Origin of the sequence: Enterobacter sp. DTU_2021_1002640_1_SI_PRY_ASU_LCPMC_013 (assembly GCF_032389435.1) — a bacterium.
GTDB lineage: Bacteria > Pseudomonadota > Gammaproteobacteria > Enterobacterales > Enterobacteriaceae > Enterobacter > Enterobacter hormaechei_C.
Map to the genome: position 1 here is coordinate 3,243,552 of NZ_CP135594.1, position 18,227 is coordinate 3,261,778.

Consider the following 18,227-nt stretch of genomic DNA (forward strand, 5'->3'; position numbering starts at 1 on the left):
CAGTGAGTAATTTTTATTTAATAAATTTATCAGCAAAGGTAAGAAACTGTTCCCAGTCATAAGGCGTGATATCGTGTCCACCAGAACGAATGTGATAACTCAGCGTTCCCGAAAGTGGCGTACTGATTCGTGGCATTTTCCGATACACGGGTTCACTATCAGTTTTACCTGCAAGCTTCCACACAACTGCGGCTTCTTTTAATCCAGTGAATTCGCCCATAGGGTCAGACCATAAATCATCCTCAGCACTGGCAACATACACTGGCCGGGGAGCAAGAAGACTGATAAGGCAGTGGGCGTCAACGGGCATTGTTTCTTCTGCATCTGAAAATGACTGATACTCATCAGTAAACCAGTGCGGAAAATGCGTCGCAATATCTGAAATCCTTTCGCCAAACTTTCGACGGGAAATAGCGCAACCCCCTTCTCCTGATTCATTCGCAATCACACCGGCAAAACGCGCGTCGCTGGCAGCAGCCCACAGAGAGGCCTTGCCCAGCCGGGAATGCCCTGTCGCAATAACCCTCTTTTCATCAATGGAGTAAACTTCTTTGAGACAGTCCAGTACCTTACTCATCCCCCAGGCCCAGGTGGCAATCGCTCCCCAGGTAAAGGGGATATCAGAATATGCATCGAACAACGGCTGTACACTCTCAGTCCGCCCGTCACGTTTATCCGGAAAGAAATCGGCATTGTGAAAACTCACCACGGCATAGCCCCGTTGAATAATCATTTCGAGAGGCCACCTTGCACTGTGTACCCCTGCCGAATCCGCAGTAGCATGTCCGGTATCGTCAATGCCGAGTGAGGGCCGCGGAAAAGTCCATGCGCCTGATAAAGGGAGGGGAAACAACCGGGTCAGGGACTGATTACCCAGCACATTGGGGCCCAGAAATGCAGGCACAGGCCCCTTAACATTGAGAGGACTGAAAACGACAAATTGTGTCAGGCGTATATTCCGGTCACTCAGATATAAATCGTAACGCTGAGCCCGTATCCCTTTTATCGTGTTGACCTGTTCTGAACCGGCTTTCTGGCAATGAACCTTTGCCTGTAACGGTGAAGTACCAAAAATACACTGTTCATAATCTTTCATTATTTCCGGCCTCTTCCTGGCAAACCATTCTTCAAAGGAAGATATATGCCTCCCGTCAGGCATCGATAATAAATCAGGCAATATCTGGGATACGACTTTCTCTTCATCATAATTGGGGCTGGAACCCTCCGGGCCTGCAAAAATATTCCGGGATTTATACACAAAACCGCCTTAGTCTTTTTGATGATGCGCCAGTGCACAGTAACATTCAATATCAGTAACGTCATTCAATCTCTGATCGGTTTTTTTACTGGTTGGATGCTCGATTCCCGACGCCCACTACAAACAGAGCCTGACCGGCTCCTTACTGAGCAACACGTGAAGCTTGTCAACAACCACCTGGCTCCCGGGTGTGATATATCTTGAAACAGACCACCTCGTTCTACACATCCATTCCTGGAAAGGCGAAAGCAGACAGACATGTGAAAGCAGTTCTTCTGTGCAGCCCTCAGACCATGTCTATTCATTTATGCAGGAAAAGCGCAAATGACAGAGCACTGAACGTCGATTATTCGCACGGGAAGAGTGGCAGAGTTTCCTTTATTACCAAGTCGTACAGCAAAATCGGTATTTCCTTTAAAAAAGTCTCCCGCGATCGGTGATCGTAATATCAAGTCTGAACTCAGGAAGCCGGAACTGGGACTAACGAGTTGCGGGGTATGTCACGGCGGCCTCCCTGTACTACAGGACTACAGGAATGAACAGGCACTGGAGGGAACGCTGCTGCCTTAATCTCCCAGAAATGCCTTTACCCCGTTTCGGATATGGGGGGATTGTTGTCTTAACTAAGCCTGGCGTATCCCGTTTCCGTACATACTTCGCCACATGTATACCCATTGCAAGTATACGCGATTCCGCCATAGTGCATACGCAGCATGCCGGAACTGCTGACACGCATATTGAGTTATCTGCAGGAACGGGAATTGAGGCAACTTGCCGTCCCTGCTCACACGAAATGTAGGCTATGGATGTCATGTCTGATATCCACATTTACCTTCAAAGATGCATTTCGAGCGTTTCGGTTAAGATAAAAATCCGGACATAATGTTAATCTCCCCGTAACAGTTTCCCATCACGCTGACTGGCTGAAGACTGTATAAGTTTACGCTGCTTGCCCAGCACTTTGATACCGATAAGTGTAATAATCCATGCCATTCCCCCCATAACCAGGTAGGTATCTGCAAAACCATGTTTATCATAAAAATAACCAGCAATAGGGTTGATTGCCGTGATACCCAAGTAGTTAAAGCAACCCAGAACCATGTAGATGGTACCCGTCAGTCTTTTATCAAAATATGCGGCCAGATATTTGAAAATCGAAACCAGCAGTAACGACATCTCCAGGCCATAAATCGGTTTAATCACAATAATCATCCAGGGATGTGTTGCATATGCGGATAAAATAAGCCTTAATCCGATAATAAAACCAGCAAGCAGCAGACCATTTCGTGCGCCAATGCGATTGATAAGGAAAGGTACCGTAAACATTAACGCGAATTCACAGGCAGACTGTACAAACCCCATATATCCCAGAGCGGAATTCCCCGTCTGGTGATCAGCAAAAAAAGTGACAAAGTATCGTGGAAACTGCTGTTCTGCACTCTGCATCATCCAGATGATTCCACCGTAGAAAAGCATCAGCACCCAGAAACCTGCGTCATGAAAAAGCAGTCCGAGATCCTGTTTATTAACCTTTTCTTTTTTAGCCGCATTGACAGCCTGCCAGTCGATGCCCTCGCCGGTGGTCTTGAGAGAAAGTAAAACAAGAAAGACCAGTACCGTTCCCGCTGACGTAACAATAAAATTAAGGTGAGGGTTAATATTAAATAACTGTCCGGAAAATACAGAGGCCACGGCCCAACCAGCGGACCCCCACATCCGCACCTGACCGAACTCAAATCCCCAGGCTCTACTGTAACGGTCTGCATACGATTCAAAAACTAAAACCCCTGCAAGGTAGGCAGTTCCCAGATAAAGCCCACCAATAAACATGCCAGCAATCAGGTTTGTTTGTAACAGAGTTTGATAAATAAAAATGAAAAAAGGAGCAGCAAAAACAGAACATATTGCCACACAGAGCAATAAATTTTTCTTTAGCCCCAGTTTATCCATGATATAACCAAACACAGGTTTTATAATCAGTGCAAATAGTGCATTTACGGAAAGAACATATCCTATATTCACACTACTGAGCCCAATATTGTCCCCTAACCAAATAGCCAGAAAAGACCAGGTGGCAGACCACGAAAAGTAAAATAAGAATAAGCACAGGCTTATGCGGATATAAGCGTTTCTATTAGACACGGCCATCGTCATAATTTACTCCAAGATACTCATCAGGCAAAGAGTGGAAGGCACAACATGTTGCTCTGTCGCAATATCTCGCTGAATGGGAAGCGCTTCCCATCTGAGGAAGTGAGTCGGTTGTGTCTGGTATAACTCCGGCAGAATCTGAACCTCCGCAGAAGGATCAATACATTGCTCGGCTATATAATATTTTTCTGGTAATGGCTTCACCTCACCATAACATGTGTTAATGAGGGTAAGGTCCTTATCATCTATCCACCATTCACCGCTGATACCATTGCGCAGTGCAAATGTCACAACAATATAGCTGCCATTATGGTATGGCGAGGAGATAATCACCTCCGGTGGGATGGAGCCCATTCCTTTAAAATCCCAGCGGAAGTTCCAATCACTCAGTTTTTTTATTATCCACCGCTCACCTTCAGGACGCGCTATCCATGCCTGCGAGTTCCCATTTTCATCATAACGATGCCACGTTATTAATACATTTCCTGCATTATCAAAGCCGATATTCTGGCTCATATTGATCAGTCCGTGCTCCACTGGGGCAGGATCAACAATGTCTCCACTATCCCGTGTTGCTGGTAATGATATGGGTTTTCCGTCATGGGTAAACCAACGCAACAGATCCGGACTACGGGCGTAAGACAGATCATGGCATGTTTCACAATGCGGTGTGTCACGCCACATCCAGATCATATGCCACAGATTATCCGGACCAAACACAGGCAGACGGGCATAGGCATTCATTTTCCCCATACCACTCAGCAGAGGTTTATCGAGCAATCTTTCCCAGCAATGCCCCACGTCATTCCAGCGATTATAAATATCATCTCCATTTCCGCTTTCTCCATCACGATAACGGAACAGTAACTCGCCATTATGGCCATAAAAAAATAACGGATAAGTCGTGCTTTCTTCTCGTTCTCCTGTCATTGTTTGTTGAACAAGAGAATGAATGTCATGATTTTTTTGCGAGCGAAACCATACTAACTTGTCTTTGTGCATATTTCCTGATAAATGGATATGGCCTTCGTTATCCATCGCGAGCGTTAAATAATTATGGCTGTCATGTTCAGTCTGATGCATAAAGCGGTTTCTATCAGGAAGCCATTCTCCCTGAGGCTGGCTATATACCCATTCTTTACCATCCAGTTCTCTACTGGCAACAGTGATGCAATGCTCGGGGTCATAATAAGCAACATATATTTTATCCCGAACAAGAAGAGCATAATCTACTGTAAAGTCGGAACAGCAGGGTCCTATCGCTGAAATGGCTATAGATTCACTTTTTTTATTCACGTATCGTCTCCTGAATTTATTTTAATAAACGTCAAAAATGGGTTGTTTCTGATGATTTAAAACCTATACCTGCATTCATGTTTTATGATTTTTCAAAAAAATTATTTTTGAGAAAATGCTCATCAGACTTTATACACCTATTTCTGAACATGAAAATAATTCATTATCCACGCCTCTGTGCAGCAGAGAGCATAAATATATTTACCGATGAAATAACCAATGGGCTTTATGTGGTTATCATGTGTTCTACTGATAATGAGTGCAAGCATGATAAAAGCCTTCAATCTGTTTTCTCCGGTCTGAAGTAAATATGTTCTTCCTGCGCCACCACTTCATCTGGTCTACCTGTCATCATATTTGCAATCCGGAAAGCGAATTCAAAAGAAACTCCCAGACCTCGTCCTGTGATAAGATTTCCATCCACGACAATATCTTCTCCGGTATATATCCCGTCAGTACACCCTTTCCATAAATTACCGGAGCAAGTATACTGTCTCCCTTTAAGAAGCTGGTTCATACCCAGAACCCGTGCCGGCGCCGAGCACAATGCACACAACCATTTTTCTAATGCTTCATGCCGTTTGATAAAGCTGATAACCTTCTGATTCGATGATAAGGATATAGTTGACTTCGGCCCTCCGGGTATGATGACCGCGTCATAAACGAACTCCATTATATCTTCAATTCGTTTATCTGCATTGATTGATAAAGAAAAATAAGCATTTGTCATTATCAAGCCGGAGCAGGATATGATATCAACACCAATACCAAGCCTTTTCAAAACATCATAAATTATAACGGTTTCGGCCTCTTCAAAACCGTCTGAAATCAGTAACGCAGCTTTCATAATTTCCCCCTTTGCTGTCGGTCAGTGTGGACCGACCACAACATAATGATGGTTAGAAATAGTAACGGGCCCCCACTCTGATACGATATTGTTCCTTATTGTAATCGACCCAACGGTCAAGCCAGGATAACTCAAGATACGGTTTCCAGTGCTGATTGTAGGTGTAAATCAGTTTGTTATTGAGTTCCCAGCTATGGTCCTTACCCGTTTTCTGATTGAAATCGTTAACGGCGATGTAGTAGTCTGGTTCAAACGTATAGGACCAGGTATCGTTAATCTTCAGGTTCCAGTACATGACAAACTGATGGGTGTCATTTTTATCAAATTCGCCTAATGTATTAAGCGTGTCGTAATTCTTATGATTGTAGCGATAACGGGCAGTGACATTAAAATCTGGGGTGAACTTGTAATTTATATCTCCATATCCGGATATACCTGACCCCGCATTGCTGGTATTAACTAGCCCACCCAACTGGAATGTCAAGGCAGGTGTTGCCTTATACACCGGATACCATCCCTCCAGCTCATTATAACTGCTTTTAAGTTCATTCCAGCGATTAGTATTATATGCATTGGTATACATAATCCCTGCGCCATTCTCAAAACTGTACCCCGCACGCAACGCAAGTTCATGTTTATCGGAGGCTGTATTATACGCTTCCCTTGCTTCAATATATCCGGCAGCAGTAGCTATTTCTGAATAAAATGCAGAGGTGAGCACTACTATTAAAATAGCATTATAGAGTTTCATTGTTTTTTCCTGTTTATAATTAGTAATGAATTATATTATTATCAGAAGTAAAGACATTATTTAAAGACTATCATCACCCTCCTTAATTGAGCGCCCCCAGAGGGGCGTTCTGTTTACCAGTAAAGCTTCCAGCTTTGAGTCATGCGCACCAGCGCTTCAACGTAAAAATAATCTCCCCAGCTTGCACACTCATCAACACCTTTATTACTGGCAAGATGATATACAGAATGTTTAAGCAAACCATTACAGGGGTCATTTTTTTCGGCCAGATAGTTCTGAGTCAATGAAGACATAATCTTTCTGGATGCATTCAGATAATGTTTTTTTTCCGGATCCGTCACTGGTAAATGTTTACAAAGTTCAAGTAATCCACAGACCGCTATTGCCGCAGATGATGAGTCGCGCAGAGCATCTGTGCCGACCAGTGCGAGATCCCAGTGACACACGCCGTCTTCTGGCAGACGATTGAGGAAATAATTCGCCAGCCGTTTCGCCAGTTCCAGTAATTTTCTGTCGCCAGTATAAAGATAACTGAGTGTAAACCCATAAATACCCCATGCCTGTCCCCGCGACCAGCAGGAATCATCCGCATAACCTTGTTGAGTATTGCCGTAACGGGGTTCTCCACTTGTGACATCCATATAATAGGTGTGGTAAGTCGATGCGTCCTCACGAATTAGATAGCGTGCAGCCTGACATACGTGTTCATACGCAGCCTGTGCAAAACGCTGATCGCCTGTTTGCTCGCTGGCCCAGTACAGCAGCGGAAGATTCATATTGCAGTCAATAATCATCCTTCCTGCCTGTTCTGGATCAGAAAGATCGCCCCAAGCCTGAATAATACGGGCTTTCTCATGAAAGCGTTCCAGCAATGCTTCAGCTGCGAGCAGGGAAAAACCACGGGCGTCCCTGTTACCTGTCAGCCTCCATGCTGCCACACATGAAAGGGTGTAGAGAAATCCGAGATCATGGGTATTCGTGTCGTGGCGACCAGCAATACGCAGCCCGAAAGAACGTACATTTTTTTCAGCCATCAAACGGTACTTTTCGTCCCCGCTCATCTCCCAGGCAAGCCATAGCTGTCCGGTCCAGAAACTAGTTGTCCATTCCACGTTATCTGTCAGCGGATAATAGCCATTTACGCAGGTCTCTGCGGGGAAATACTCACCGAAATCCGTTAAATTACGGCTGATCAGTTCAAGAACCCGCTGACGTGCCTGTGCTAACTCATCATAAAACTGACGGTTATCCGGAGATTCATCCGTCATATCAAGCAACGGTTCTTTCACGATATTATTTAACATATTTCGATTCCTTTACGATCAGGTCTTATGGCACCTGTTTATTGATGGACTTTTTTTGGGGGATTCGGGTTATTAACTCTGACTGAGAGGTCTCGATTACTCCGACAAGCAGAGAGTGTCAGGGTCGAAATCAGTGTAAAGCCGAGAGCAATACATCCCATAATAATGTAAGTCTTTTCAAAGCCGATTTTGTCATAGAGCTGACCCGCTGGGGCAGATACCACTACGTTACCTACATACAACATGGCCTGGTAACCCAGCAGATACATGGTTGCGTTAACGCGTTTGTCAAAGTGTTCGGCAATGTATTTGAAAATGGAAACCAGTAACAGGCAGATTTCCAGACCGTACAGCGGTTTGAGTACGGAAATGAGCAGATGGGAATCACATACCCCTGAAATGATGAGACGGGCTCCCACAACCAGGCCGACTATTAACAGACCCTTCTTAGCCCCGACATAATTCACGAAGGCAGGAATTACCATATACATGATAAATTCCATGCCAGACTGTACGGTACCCAGATAACCAAATACCGCATTTCCCTGATGTACATCATCAAAGAAAGTCACAAAATAGCGGGAGAACTGCTGTTCCGCGATGAACATCATCCAGGCCACACCGGCAATATACATACAGAACGCCCAGAATTTACCACTTCTTAATAATGCCCAGACGTCCGCGGGCACAATTTTCTGCTGAGAAAGTACTTCACTGGCATGAGAAGTATGCGTATTAACTTTCAAACTGAAAAGGACAAACAACATTATCACGGATGTGACGCTACCCAGGATAAAGTTATATGCAGGAGAAAGATTAAACAGAATACCGGAAAAAGAAGATGCCACCGCCCAACCCAGTGAGCCCCACATCCGTATCTGTCCAAACTCCATCCCATTGAGGCGACTGTAACGGTCCGTATAGGATTCACATGCGGCTACACCAGCATACCAGGCAAAACTTAGATATACAGCACCAACAACTATCCCTAGCATAGTACTGGATATCAGCAGAGGCTGATAAACATAAATAAAGAACGGTGCCATCAGTGCAGACATAGCAACAACGAAATAGAGCAGGTATTTATTCATTCCCAGCTTGTCAAGAATATATCCATACATGGGTTTCAGGATAACGGAAAAAATACCATTCACTGCAAAAACCGTACCAATGACGGTACCACTCAGGTTTGTTTTTTGTCCCAGCCAGATAGCCAGCAGTCCAATACTTGCAGACCATGTGAAGAAGTACATAAAAATAAATGAACTTATTTTATAATACTCAGCCCGGTTTGATGATGTTATATTTTTCATAAACGCCTCGTTAAGATGCAGCCATTTATTGCAGGTTCAGATACTGGCAGAGATATATTTCTCTCTACCGGCATGACGGACACAAAGAGTATTATCCCGAATACTTAATTGAGGTCTGGTGGTATATTTCCTGTTTTTCTCTCCTTCAGCAGAAACGGCACTGACAAACCAGCTTATCCCTCGAGGGACCTCACCCGACAAAGTGGGAATGGCTCCACATTCAGCAAACATAATGCTGCTGTTGGGAGGAGTGACGACATAACCAGGTACCCTGCGAGCATAAGGTGATAAATCACGAATAACACTCGAACCATTTCCTGCGCAGAGATGACTTTCCCGATCGTCTCCCGGAGTAAAAATGTCTGCGCCATTCATCACTGCGAAACCGCCTTCAACAGCCTTTAGGTTTCGAGCGCTGTCGATACGGTGAACACGAACGTGCCATTCGCCGCAGGGAACAAGCCATGTATCAATATGAACGTCATGCCACGGAGACCAGCGAGACTGGATATAGTCATCATGGACGGAAACCAGATCACATCCTCTCCTTCCACGCCAGTAATCATCATTTTCACTTAGAAGTAGCATGGAATCACAGGCAGCATGTTTAATACCATATCGTCCCCGCTCAATGGTAAATCCGAACAGGCAGGAATAAGCAAATTTGGTATATTTTGCCTCTGTATTGACGTAATTATTAAGTTCCAGTTGTCCGGAAGTCAGCATGTAAACATGCCTGCTATTCTCAGGGTGCAAAATTATCTGTGAAGCCTGAGGAATTACGTGTTGTTCTTTCAGCGTCGGAAGCGGCTGTTCTGTAGATAACCAGAACTCACTATCTTCAGGAATGGCCAGGATAAGGAAATTCTTTAGTGACCAGTAGGGAGATCCCGGTGAATTATAATCTTCGCAGAATGCCAAATTGGGATAGGCATAACCTAGAGTCATTATTCCATCCCGATCCAGAAAAGGTTTGTTCTGCCACCACCGTAAATTACGCAAAATCAGTCCCTTCACCTGCCCTGGATCGAGAACATCCAGCCCAGAAAAGGCCACTGCACTCCAGAACGCGACAGTAGCAAACCGGTAAGTCAGACTACGACCAAAAGGAATGGAGGAACCATCTGCCGCTGACATGTAGACAAAGTCGTTTGCAAATAACCGGGCACGGTTACGCAGTTCTTCTGCCCGTAGTGGATCGTCTTCGTTATTCAACGTGGCATAAATCAAACCATAAAAGTGGAATGCCATGGAGATGTAATAATCACGGGGACGGCCATTGCCATCTGAATACCATCCCCTTCCCAGATAGTAGGCTTCCATCATTTCGAAACGCTGATTAATGACGTCCGGGTCCCAGGGCAAACCCGCCCGTTTAAAACCCAGCTGAACCATAATGGCAAAATAATTCCAGTTACTGTCCGGCATAACGGCAGTCGAAATCTGATTCAACCAGTGATAAAAATGCGACAGTTCTGTTTCAGAGAATTTATCTGTCAATCTATCCTGCAACAGCGCCAGTCCCAAGCCATAAACTGCCATTTCAACAAGACGTTGGTCGTACGGACCCGTGTCTCCCCAGTACATCGTTGATTGAGGGTCTGTCCCTGCTTTAATCATCTCAATATAGTGATTGCTAAAATGCTCATTCTCTCCGGAAGCCATAAGTGGGAAAACGCCCCACAAAGCGCGGGATAACCCTTCCATACGGGCGATTTCTGGACCGTAATGTGCACAGGTATCACCGAGCGAAAATCCGGCATTGTCCGAAGAAAAGTGCTTGTTGAGCGGTTCCAGTAAGGTGGAAAGAAAGTGAATCACATCCTTCCTTGAGGACAAAGGATTTGATTTGATTTTCTCGTAGCACATGCTGTTACCTCTGATATAAAGTCTTTTCCATCTGTTCCGGTAAGGAAATACCCGGGATGAACACAGAACCAGTTGATGCGCCGAGGATAAGGAGGACTTATTGCTCAAAATGTTATCAACTTCACATATCCAGCAAGGTAATGGCACATTATTGTTGAAAATTTAAAAATACGTTTCATTAATACCATTCTCCAACTGAAAACTTGGAAATATTGCACCATGGTTTCTCCGTTTATTACCGACAAACTTGAACATATCCCACTCCGGGACAGCATTATCTCGTTCAACCGGCTGAATGCTAATCCTGTCCGTTACCATCACTGGCATCAGTGCCTGGAAGTTATGTATATTGAAGAGGGATACGGAGTGGTGATTGCAGATAACCGGCATTACACGTTGCGCCCTGGAAGACTTTTTATCTTCCCACCTTTCACTCTGCATAAAATCATGGTTGAGGAAAGCACGGCCAGCACTTATCGTCGGACAATCATCCATGTTGATCAAAGTGCACTATTGCACTCCTTCGATGCCTTTCCACACCATCAAAAGAAATTCAGTCAGTTGTCCACGCGAGGAAGTCAAGCGTTTGTTGCCGACCTTACCGAGTTGCATCTCTGGCTTACTACTCTGTTTACACATTACAGTATGCTTGCGGAAGAACATGAACTGGACAGAGAAAATGTCGCCACTTTACTTCTGTCCCTGTTCAGTATGCTACCAACACCAGAAAAGGATGTTCAGGCGAATGAATACAAGCTTTCCGCTCAGGTGATGTTATGGGTGGAGGAAAATTATATGAAGAAAATCAGCCTGGATAACATGTCATTAGATTTAAACAAATCAAAAAGCTATATATCCCGGAGATTTCATGCAGAAACAGGAGAAAAGATTAATGAGTATATTACTACCTACAGATTAAGAAAAGCCTGCGAGTATCTACAACGAAGCCCGAGGAGTGTCAATGAGATAGGAAATCTGGTCGGTTATTCCGATGCAACCTATTTTATTACTGCATTTAAAAAAGGGATCGGCGTCCCTCCTTTGAAATATCGTAAACGCCATCAGAAATGAAAGTCTCTCACCTACTATTATTTCAGGCATTCGGATAGACAGAGCTACAAATCGGCTATCACGAAATACAACGCCTTGTTTACATGCTGAAACTGAAGAATAAACTCGTCCGTTGAAATTCTTAGCCACTCACAGCATCCCACCTTTCTGTTCCTGAAGGGCCTGCTGACAGTATTCATGAAAACAATTTGAAGTAATGGCGCGCTTGAGGGGCGAGATCATTTGTAGCACTTCATAATTCTCCATATTAATACAGAAAGAAAAGTTAGATGCGGTCACTCCTTCCGACCCAATGCCAAATACCTGTGTGATTCATAGATATCATCTTACCATCATGACTTGTTATGAAAAGCCTGAACACTTTATCCAAAGCGATGCTCAGCGCCTGGGAATGACAGGGTGATCGTGAATACTCTGTCAGCTTTCGTTAATTCGGATGGACTGATACAGATCGATGTGATGGTGCTATGTCACCATCACCTTTACCGGCTTATAGGTTTTTTCTGCGTTCTGTAAGATCCTGAAACTGGGCAAACCGGGCCCACTGGCCATAAGTGCCGACAGATGGATACAGAGTATCAGAGTCGGGATTATGGCTTGCAGATATACCAGTTTTTTACACTGTACAAGGTACAAATTCAGAGCTTTTGGCTCCGCAGGATTGAACAGAAGGGACAGTTACAACTTGGTACCGGCACGGCAATGCATGTGCCCATTGGTAACGTCTGAGAGGTAATACCGTGCTGACTGTAAAAATCACTGAGAATGCCGTTCTCTACCGTTCTTAGCTGCTGCCCTGAAAACCCGGGCGCCTAGTGCATCTTTCGCCTGAAAAGCCATCGCTTGTGCCGATGCCATCGTTAAAGACAGGGCAATGATCTTTCTGATTTTCATCTACCCCCTTGTGAAGTTTTCTTTAGAAACTACAGGCAGGTCAGTGTATACGTGAGCTCAATATGGTTATCTCAGAGCGTGAAGGCTTCGTTAACAACCATTTAAGACTTGTGCAATACCATGTATCGATATGTATAGCAAAGCCGCTGGAACATCAGCGGAAAAATGAGCGTCATTGGTTCAGCATATGACCTGCTATTTTAGATCCGTTATTGCAACAGATAGAGTAACCTGAAATTGGGATTAATGTTCAGCGTACAACCCCACGCAACGCGGTGCAGAAAGCACAGTTACAGCCTGCTATCGGCGCAATCTGTGTCATTTCTTCATTTTTCGCTTCGGAAGGAATGGCGTGACCATTGGGAACCGAAGTGACATTCGCTTTCTGACCAACAGGCACAGGCGATGTCGACACGAATGTCGCTGCATGGAAAGATGTCACTAACAGTGTCGCTCCAACAATACTAAATACTTTCATTTCATCGCCCATTATACATAACAGCAGTACGTCAATTTAACCCTGCCTGATATTGAAAGCCAGATATTATCGCTGAAATAGTATGCACATTTATTACAAAATGACACGCAACCAGAGTTCATCATACTGAAGTGTAAGATAGCCCCATGTAATAACCCTCTCTCTTTGTACTTACTGGGGGTCAGCGATGGAGAATAATCTTGGCTTTACGACCAGTGAAATTCACCTGAACCTACCCTGGCCGTTGAAGTTTGACTCCGGGCAAGCAACAACCACTGTGGAAATTGCCTGATAGATGAGCATTAACCATCGCTACATGGCGGGCGTCCAGTACGATAAAAACGCGATCGGATCCAACATAGCTCCTGTAATGCCACTTCCTGATCGCACTGTTCCGACATAATATCCCTGTCAACCGGACCAGTAAGGCCCGCATATCAACGTATAAAAATGGCACCTGCAGTAGAATAACTCCCTCACTGTTCTGAGGTCACAGGAGGTATCACAATCTGATAGTCAGCACAGCTCGCGATGGGGTCTTCATCATGCGTAATCAGAACCACTACAGCTCCCGTACATGCCCGTTGCTTAAATCGAGTAGCCACCTGCAAAAGCCAGCCCGGAAGTGGGCTCATCAAAGATAAACACTTCCCCTGTGCTCCTGCAGGGCAAGCGACACGATACCCTTTTGTCACGGACCACCAAAGAGCGCCACAGGATGAAGCTCAAGCAACTTGCTCAGTCCCATATTCACAATCACGTTATCCAACGCCTGTTGGTGACTACACATCGCCCATCCGCAACTCCTGTGCAACGCTGGCACCGAAAAGCTGATGATTGACATCCTGGACGCCATTTTCACCACATAGACTCATAACTCGACCACGATGGAAATGCAATGCTCGTTTTCCTGGGTGGTGATTGGTGATAAGTTATTCCGTCACTAATGGCCGATGTTCAGCAACCGTCAGAAGCAGTTTTTTCAGGGGCTGCGGCTGGGTTCTACAGAGGACTGTCCTTTCTTCTGGGTATCAGGAATGAACTATATTCATTCCTACCGTACGCATCGGTATGATGGAGGCTGGAACGAGATACCTGGATGGGAGTACGTTCCCATGAATGCTCAAATCTAACGCCGTTTTACTAACGACATTTTGCAATGTTGGCGAGACAGCCCTCCCCCTTACAGAGCTACTGGATTTAACTACCGGCCTACGCCACACCAGGGAAAGGATACATTATCGCGCACACTGGGCTGCCAATCCGAATTATGCCAGCCCTGGTCCGACAACACAGGACGATAGCCAGTCTTTATCTGAAAGTTATTTTTCTGGTCGTATTGGCCTCAACTATACATTGGGTGATGACCGGAACGCCTATGCCACCTGATCTCATGAGCACATATCCGGCGGATTCAGCAACTGGGATACCAGTATCTCCAGCAGAGAGTCGTCAACACCTTATAAAGCCTCTATCGTTGACAGTTATGAGATTGGTGCGAAAGCATTGATCCCTTCACTTCACCGGGAATTCAACCCGGCTTTATGCTACAGCAGAACCCGCAACGATCATTACTATGCCCTGATCAATCCCAGCCGTAGTTTTGCAACCGTTACTGAAAATCTTGATACAAAGAGTCAAGGTGAAGAGATATCTGCAACCTGGAGGCTCAATATTGACTTCATGCTAAAAATTGGCATGGATTATATATACGCTGGCGACGATAACTAAACTCCCGGAAAACAGCCAGTCTGGCGGGCAAGAAGGAAATCGTATTCCTGATGTAGCACGTTGGGGGCTTCGCTCGACACGGACTACTCGCGCCCCATGCAAGTTGCAGACTTACAGGTCGTGTTCAACACCAGCCTGAATTATCGCTATAGCAGTCAGCGTGGAAGCTGATGTCGGCAACAACTTCTAATCAGGAGAAACTTATCTACTGCATGCGAGACTGGTTTTTAAGAGCACTTACGAGGATGTCTACCTGAGGTCCACCCAACTTGCTGAATAATCGTAGCCCGATTTACGGATTCTACTATCCGACTGTGGATGCGGATTATGGTGGAACGGGTAGAGACGCCCGGGTAGGGACGATCAGAGAAGGTCTGATTGTAGGCTTAAGCTACCTGTATTATTTCTGACTTTATCGCACCGTAAATCCCCCCCCTGTCATTTACGGTGCTCCCTTCTCGGGTGGCCAGACAACCCGTTTTATCAAACGACCAGTGAAATAATTCCATTGTTCATTATTTGGTAATAGCCGGACAGGCTTGCGCCAGCGGGGAACTATGGTGTCAGAGTCTGGACCCGTCGCAGGGCAACGCGTTGGTGGGATGCTTCTGTCTGGTAAATCTCAGCAGCATCAAACCCAAAGAAATATAGAATTGGAATTTTCTAGCAGTTGCATGTTTATGGGGGCTCACTCGGGTAGCCACGCACATCCTCATAATTAGACGGGTTTACCACGCCGTAAAAACCAGTACAAACCGACTGAAGATGTTGAAACGTCATCCGTATGGCATGCGAGTTTCAAATAATTGACACTACGAATTATAACATAACTCAGTTGTAAAGCCGCTCAACAAAGTAAAAAACATTGTTGATGAATTTTACACTATCAGAAGTGATGATTGCTTGTTTTCATTTTTAGAATATAAATATATCCAAATCGACATTTCGCAGATGAAAGCTAGTGAACATATATTATTTAAATCAGATCATATTCCAGTTAACTATCAAAGCGGAAATTCAAATTAACGATGAATACGCATCTCGTACTGCACGTTACATTCACCCTGTTATAAATTTGTAACAACTGTTTATTAAACTGTTCTTCTGAGTCATATAACCTAAGAAAACAACAGGAAGTCGATATGAGCAGACCCCTTAAGTCGGTGTTTAAAAAGGAGCACAGCGATGAGATCAGTAACCACAGCGTGAACCCCGTCTTTTCTGATGTAGTCAGCGCTTTTATGTCCCGTCGCCGCTTTCTGCAAATGGGAATGGTGGCCGGCGCTGCCGTTTCCTTTCCCTATCTAGTCAAGCCGGAAAATGCCTTCGCGGCGAAGGCAAATCCCTCAGCATTATCCAAAGCGGTGTCGCTGGGCTTCACCAGCATTCCCGTTTCGACCGCAGACACTGTCACCGTGCCGGAAGGCTATGTAGCCCGTCCGTTTTATCGCTGGGGTGATGCTGTGGGCATAAAGGGCAATCTGCCGGAATTTAAATTCGATGCCAGCAACACCACCGACGAACAGGCAGCGCAGGCCGGTATGCACCATGACGGCATGGCCTGGTTTAGCCTGCCGCAGGGCGAAGAGAACCCGACACACGGCCTGCTGGCGCTCAACCATGAGTACATTGATAACGGCATGCTGTTTAAAGACGGTACCGCCAACTGGGATCTTGATAAGGCCCGTAAGGGCCAGAATGCGATGGGTATATCAGTTATCGAGGTGGAAAAAGATAACGTGGGCTGGCACGTGGTCCGTCCCTCCAGCTTTGCTCGTCGCATAACCGTCAATACCCCCATGCAACTGAGCGGTCCGGCGCGTCGGCAGGCGTTGATGAAAACCGCCTCCGATCCGCAAGGTGAAGTGGTACTGGGCACCATGCAAAACTGCGCCAATGGTCAAACCCCGTGGGGAACGTACCTGACCTGTGAAGAGAACTGGTCGGATATTTTTGTTAAAAAAGCGCCGCGTAACGTGCTGGAGAAGCGCTACGGCATTAGCGATAGCGATGAATCCTATCGCTGGAACGAGGTTGACGAACGTTTCAGCGTCGATAAAACGCCCAACGAGCCGAACCGCTTTGGCTGGGTGGTGGAGATAGACCCCTACGATCCGACCTCCACACCACGCAAACATACCGCATTAGGCCGCTTTAAGCATGAAGGTGCCGCCGTGACACTGGCGGGTGATAACCGCGTTGTGGTCTATATGGGCGACGATCAAAAATTTGAATACATCTATAAATTCATCTCCGAAAACAAATATGACCCGAGCGATCGCAAGGCAAATATGCAGTTGCTGGAGTCAGGCACGCTCTATGTCGCCAGATTTAATGACGACGGTTCCGGCGACTGGCTGCCGCTGATTTTCGGTGAAAATGGCCTTGATCAAAGCAATGGTTTCGACAATCAGGGCGATCTTCTGATCAAAACGCGGCTTGCTGCCGATACGGTGGGCGCAACAAAAATGGATCGCCCGGAATGGATCGCTGTTGATACCCATGCGAAAGGCAGCGTGTATTGCACGCTCACCAACAATTCCGATCGCGGTAAAGAGGGCAAAGCCCCGGTAGACGCAGCCAACCCGCGCGCCAACAACCAGTTCGGCCACATCATGCACTGGCGCGAAGAGGGTGCAGACCCCTCCTCAGCGAAATTTACGTGGGATATTCTGGTGCTCGCCGGGCGTACTGACAGTGACGATCCTGAAGCGAAAGGCTCCATGCAGGGGGCAGAATTCGGCAGCCCTGATGGGCTCTCCTTCGATCACCGCGGCGTGCTGTGGATCCAGACCGATGTCTCCTCCAGTACGATTAATAAAAAAGCGTATGAAGGGATGGGGAATAACCAGATGGTGGCGACCCTGCCCGGCACCAATGAGTATCGCCGCTTTTTGACCGGGCCACGCGGGTGTGAAATTACCGGTATCGCTTTTACGCCGGACAACCGTACATTGTTTATTAATATCCAGCATCCCGGCGAAGGCGGCGACGACATTACCGATCCGGGCAACCCTCGAGCTATCTCCAACTGGCCAGATTCCAGATCAGACGGACGACCACGCTCTTCAACAGTAGTTATTACTAAATCAAATGGCGGGATAATCGGTACTTGATCCATCTGGTGCCCTTTTGGGCACCATTTTTTATGGCAACAGCTTGATCCTCCCTACATTCCGCCAGGTATCAAACAATTAATCTCGCTGTTATCTGAGGGAATTAACCTTAGCCTTTTATGTTTTCTCTTACTCGCTGAAACGATTA

Annotated in this window: 10 protein-coding genes; 2 read left to right on the forward strand and 8 right to left on the reverse strand. The window is 45.8% G+C overall.

Going from position 1 to position 18,227, the window contains the following annotated elements:
- Window positions 1-13: 13 nt before the first annotated feature.
- The 8 genes from RS584_RS15585 to RS584_RS15620 form a co-directional block, all read right to left on the reverse strand.
- Window positions 14-1,258: a hypothetical protein gene (locus RS584_RS15585; protein WP_315748264.1), complete on the reverse strand. Its 1,245-nt coding sequence runs from the start codon at window positions 1,256-1,258 to the stop codon at window positions 14-16.
- Between the two features lie 885 nt (window positions 1,259-2,143).
- Entirely contained in the window at window positions 2,144-3,412 is a 1,269-nt protein-coding gene (locus RS584_RS15590) for an oligosaccharide MFS transporter (RefSeq protein WP_315748265.1), read from the reverse strand.
- A 3-nt stretch (window positions 3,413-3,415) separates the two neighbouring features.
- A complete protein-coding gene (locus RS584_RS15595) occupies window positions 3,416-4,705 on the reverse strand; it encodes a BNR repeat-containing protein (protein ID WP_315748266.1) in 1,290 nt (429 codons plus the stop codon).
- A 280-nt stretch (window positions 4,706-4,985) separates the two neighbouring features.
- Window positions 4,986-5,552 carry a DJ-1/PfpI family protein gene (locus RS584_RS15600; RefSeq protein WP_315748267.1) on the reverse strand — a complete coding sequence of 189 codons (567 nt, stop codon included), beginning with the start codon at window positions 5,550-5,552 and terminating at the stop codon, window positions 4,986-4,988.
- Between the two features lie 52 nt (window positions 5,553-5,604).
- The gene (ompL, locus tag RS584_RS15605; RefSeq protein ID WP_315748268.1) at window positions 5,605-6,303 is read right to left on the reverse strand and encodes a porin OmpL; all 699 of its coding nucleotides are present in this window, start codon (window positions 6,301-6,303) and stop codon (window positions 5,605-5,607) included.
- Window positions 6,304-6,416: 113 nt separating this feature from the next.
- Window positions 6,417-7,607 (reverse strand): glycoside hydrolase family 88 protein, encoded by a 1,191-nt coding sequence (locus tag RS584_RS15610; RefSeq protein ID WP_315748269.1) that lies wholly within the window; start codon window positions 7,605-7,607, stop codon window positions 6,417-6,419.
- A gap of 38 nt (window positions 7,608-7,645) precedes the next feature.
- Window positions 7,646-8,920, reverse strand: a complete 1,275-nt coding sequence (locus RS584_RS15615) for an oligosaccharide MFS transporter (protein ID WP_315748270.1) — start codon at window positions 8,918-8,920, stop codon at window positions 7,646-7,648.
- A 36-nt stretch (window positions 8,921-8,956) separates the two neighbouring features.
- A complete protein-coding gene (locus RS584_RS15620; RefSeq protein WP_315748271.1) occupies window positions 8,957-10,789 on the reverse strand; it encodes a DUF2264 domain-containing protein in 1,833 nt (610 codons plus the stop codon).
- A 219-nt stretch (window positions 10,790-11,008) separates the two neighbouring features.
- Between RS584_RS15620 and RS584_RS15625 the strand changes: the two genes are divergently transcribed.
- Window positions 11,009-11,860 carry an AraC family transcriptional regulator gene (locus RS584_RS15625; RefSeq protein WP_315748272.1) on the forward strand — a complete coding sequence of 284 codons (852 nt, stop codon included), beginning with the start codon at window positions 11,009-11,011 and terminating at the stop codon, window positions 11,858-11,860.
- A gap of 4,245 nt (window positions 11,861-16,105) precedes the next feature.
- On the forward strand, window positions 16,106-18,079 hold the full coding sequence (locus RS584_RS15630) for a PhoX family phosphatase (RefSeq protein ID WP_315748273.1): 1,974 nt from the start codon (window positions 16,106-16,108) through the stop codon (window positions 18,077-18,079).
- Window positions 18,080-18,227: the final 148 nt, after the last annotated feature.

What these genes read in the sequence shown, in the direction of transcription:
- RS584_RS15620 (WP_315748271.1), bottom strand. Translation starts at nt 10,789, where the DNA reads ATGTGCTACGAGAAAATCAAATCAAATCCTTTGTCCTCAAGGAAGGAT.
- RS584_RS15610 (WP_315748269.1), bottom strand. Translation starts at nt 7,607, where the DNA reads ATGTTAAATAATATCGTGAAAGAACCGTTGCTTGATATGACGGATGAA.
- RS584_RS15630 (WP_315748273.1), top strand. Translation starts at nt 16,106, where the DNA reads ATGAGCAGACCCCTTAAGTCGGTGTTTAAAAAGGAGCACAGCGATGAG.
- RS584_RS15615 (WP_315748270.1), bottom strand. Translation starts at nt 8,920, where the DNA reads ATGAAAAATATAACATCATCAAACCGGGCTGAGTATTATAAAATAAGT.
- RS584_RS15625 (WP_315748272.1), top strand. Translation starts at nt 11,009, where the DNA reads ATGGTTTCTCCGTTTATTACCGACAAACTTGAACATATCCCACTCCGG.
- RS584_RS15590 (WP_315748265.1), bottom strand. Translation starts at nt 3,412, where the DNA reads ATGACGATGGCCGTGTCTAATAGAAACGCTTATATCCGCATAAGCCTG.
- RS584_RS15600 (WP_315748267.1), bottom strand. Translation starts at nt 5,552, where the DNA reads ATGAAAGCTGCGTTACTGATTTCAGACGGTTTTGAAGAGGCCGAAACC.
- ompL (WP_315748268.1), bottom strand. Translation starts at nt 6,303, where the DNA reads ATGAAACTCTATAATGCTATTTTAATAGTAGTGCTCACCTCTGCATTT.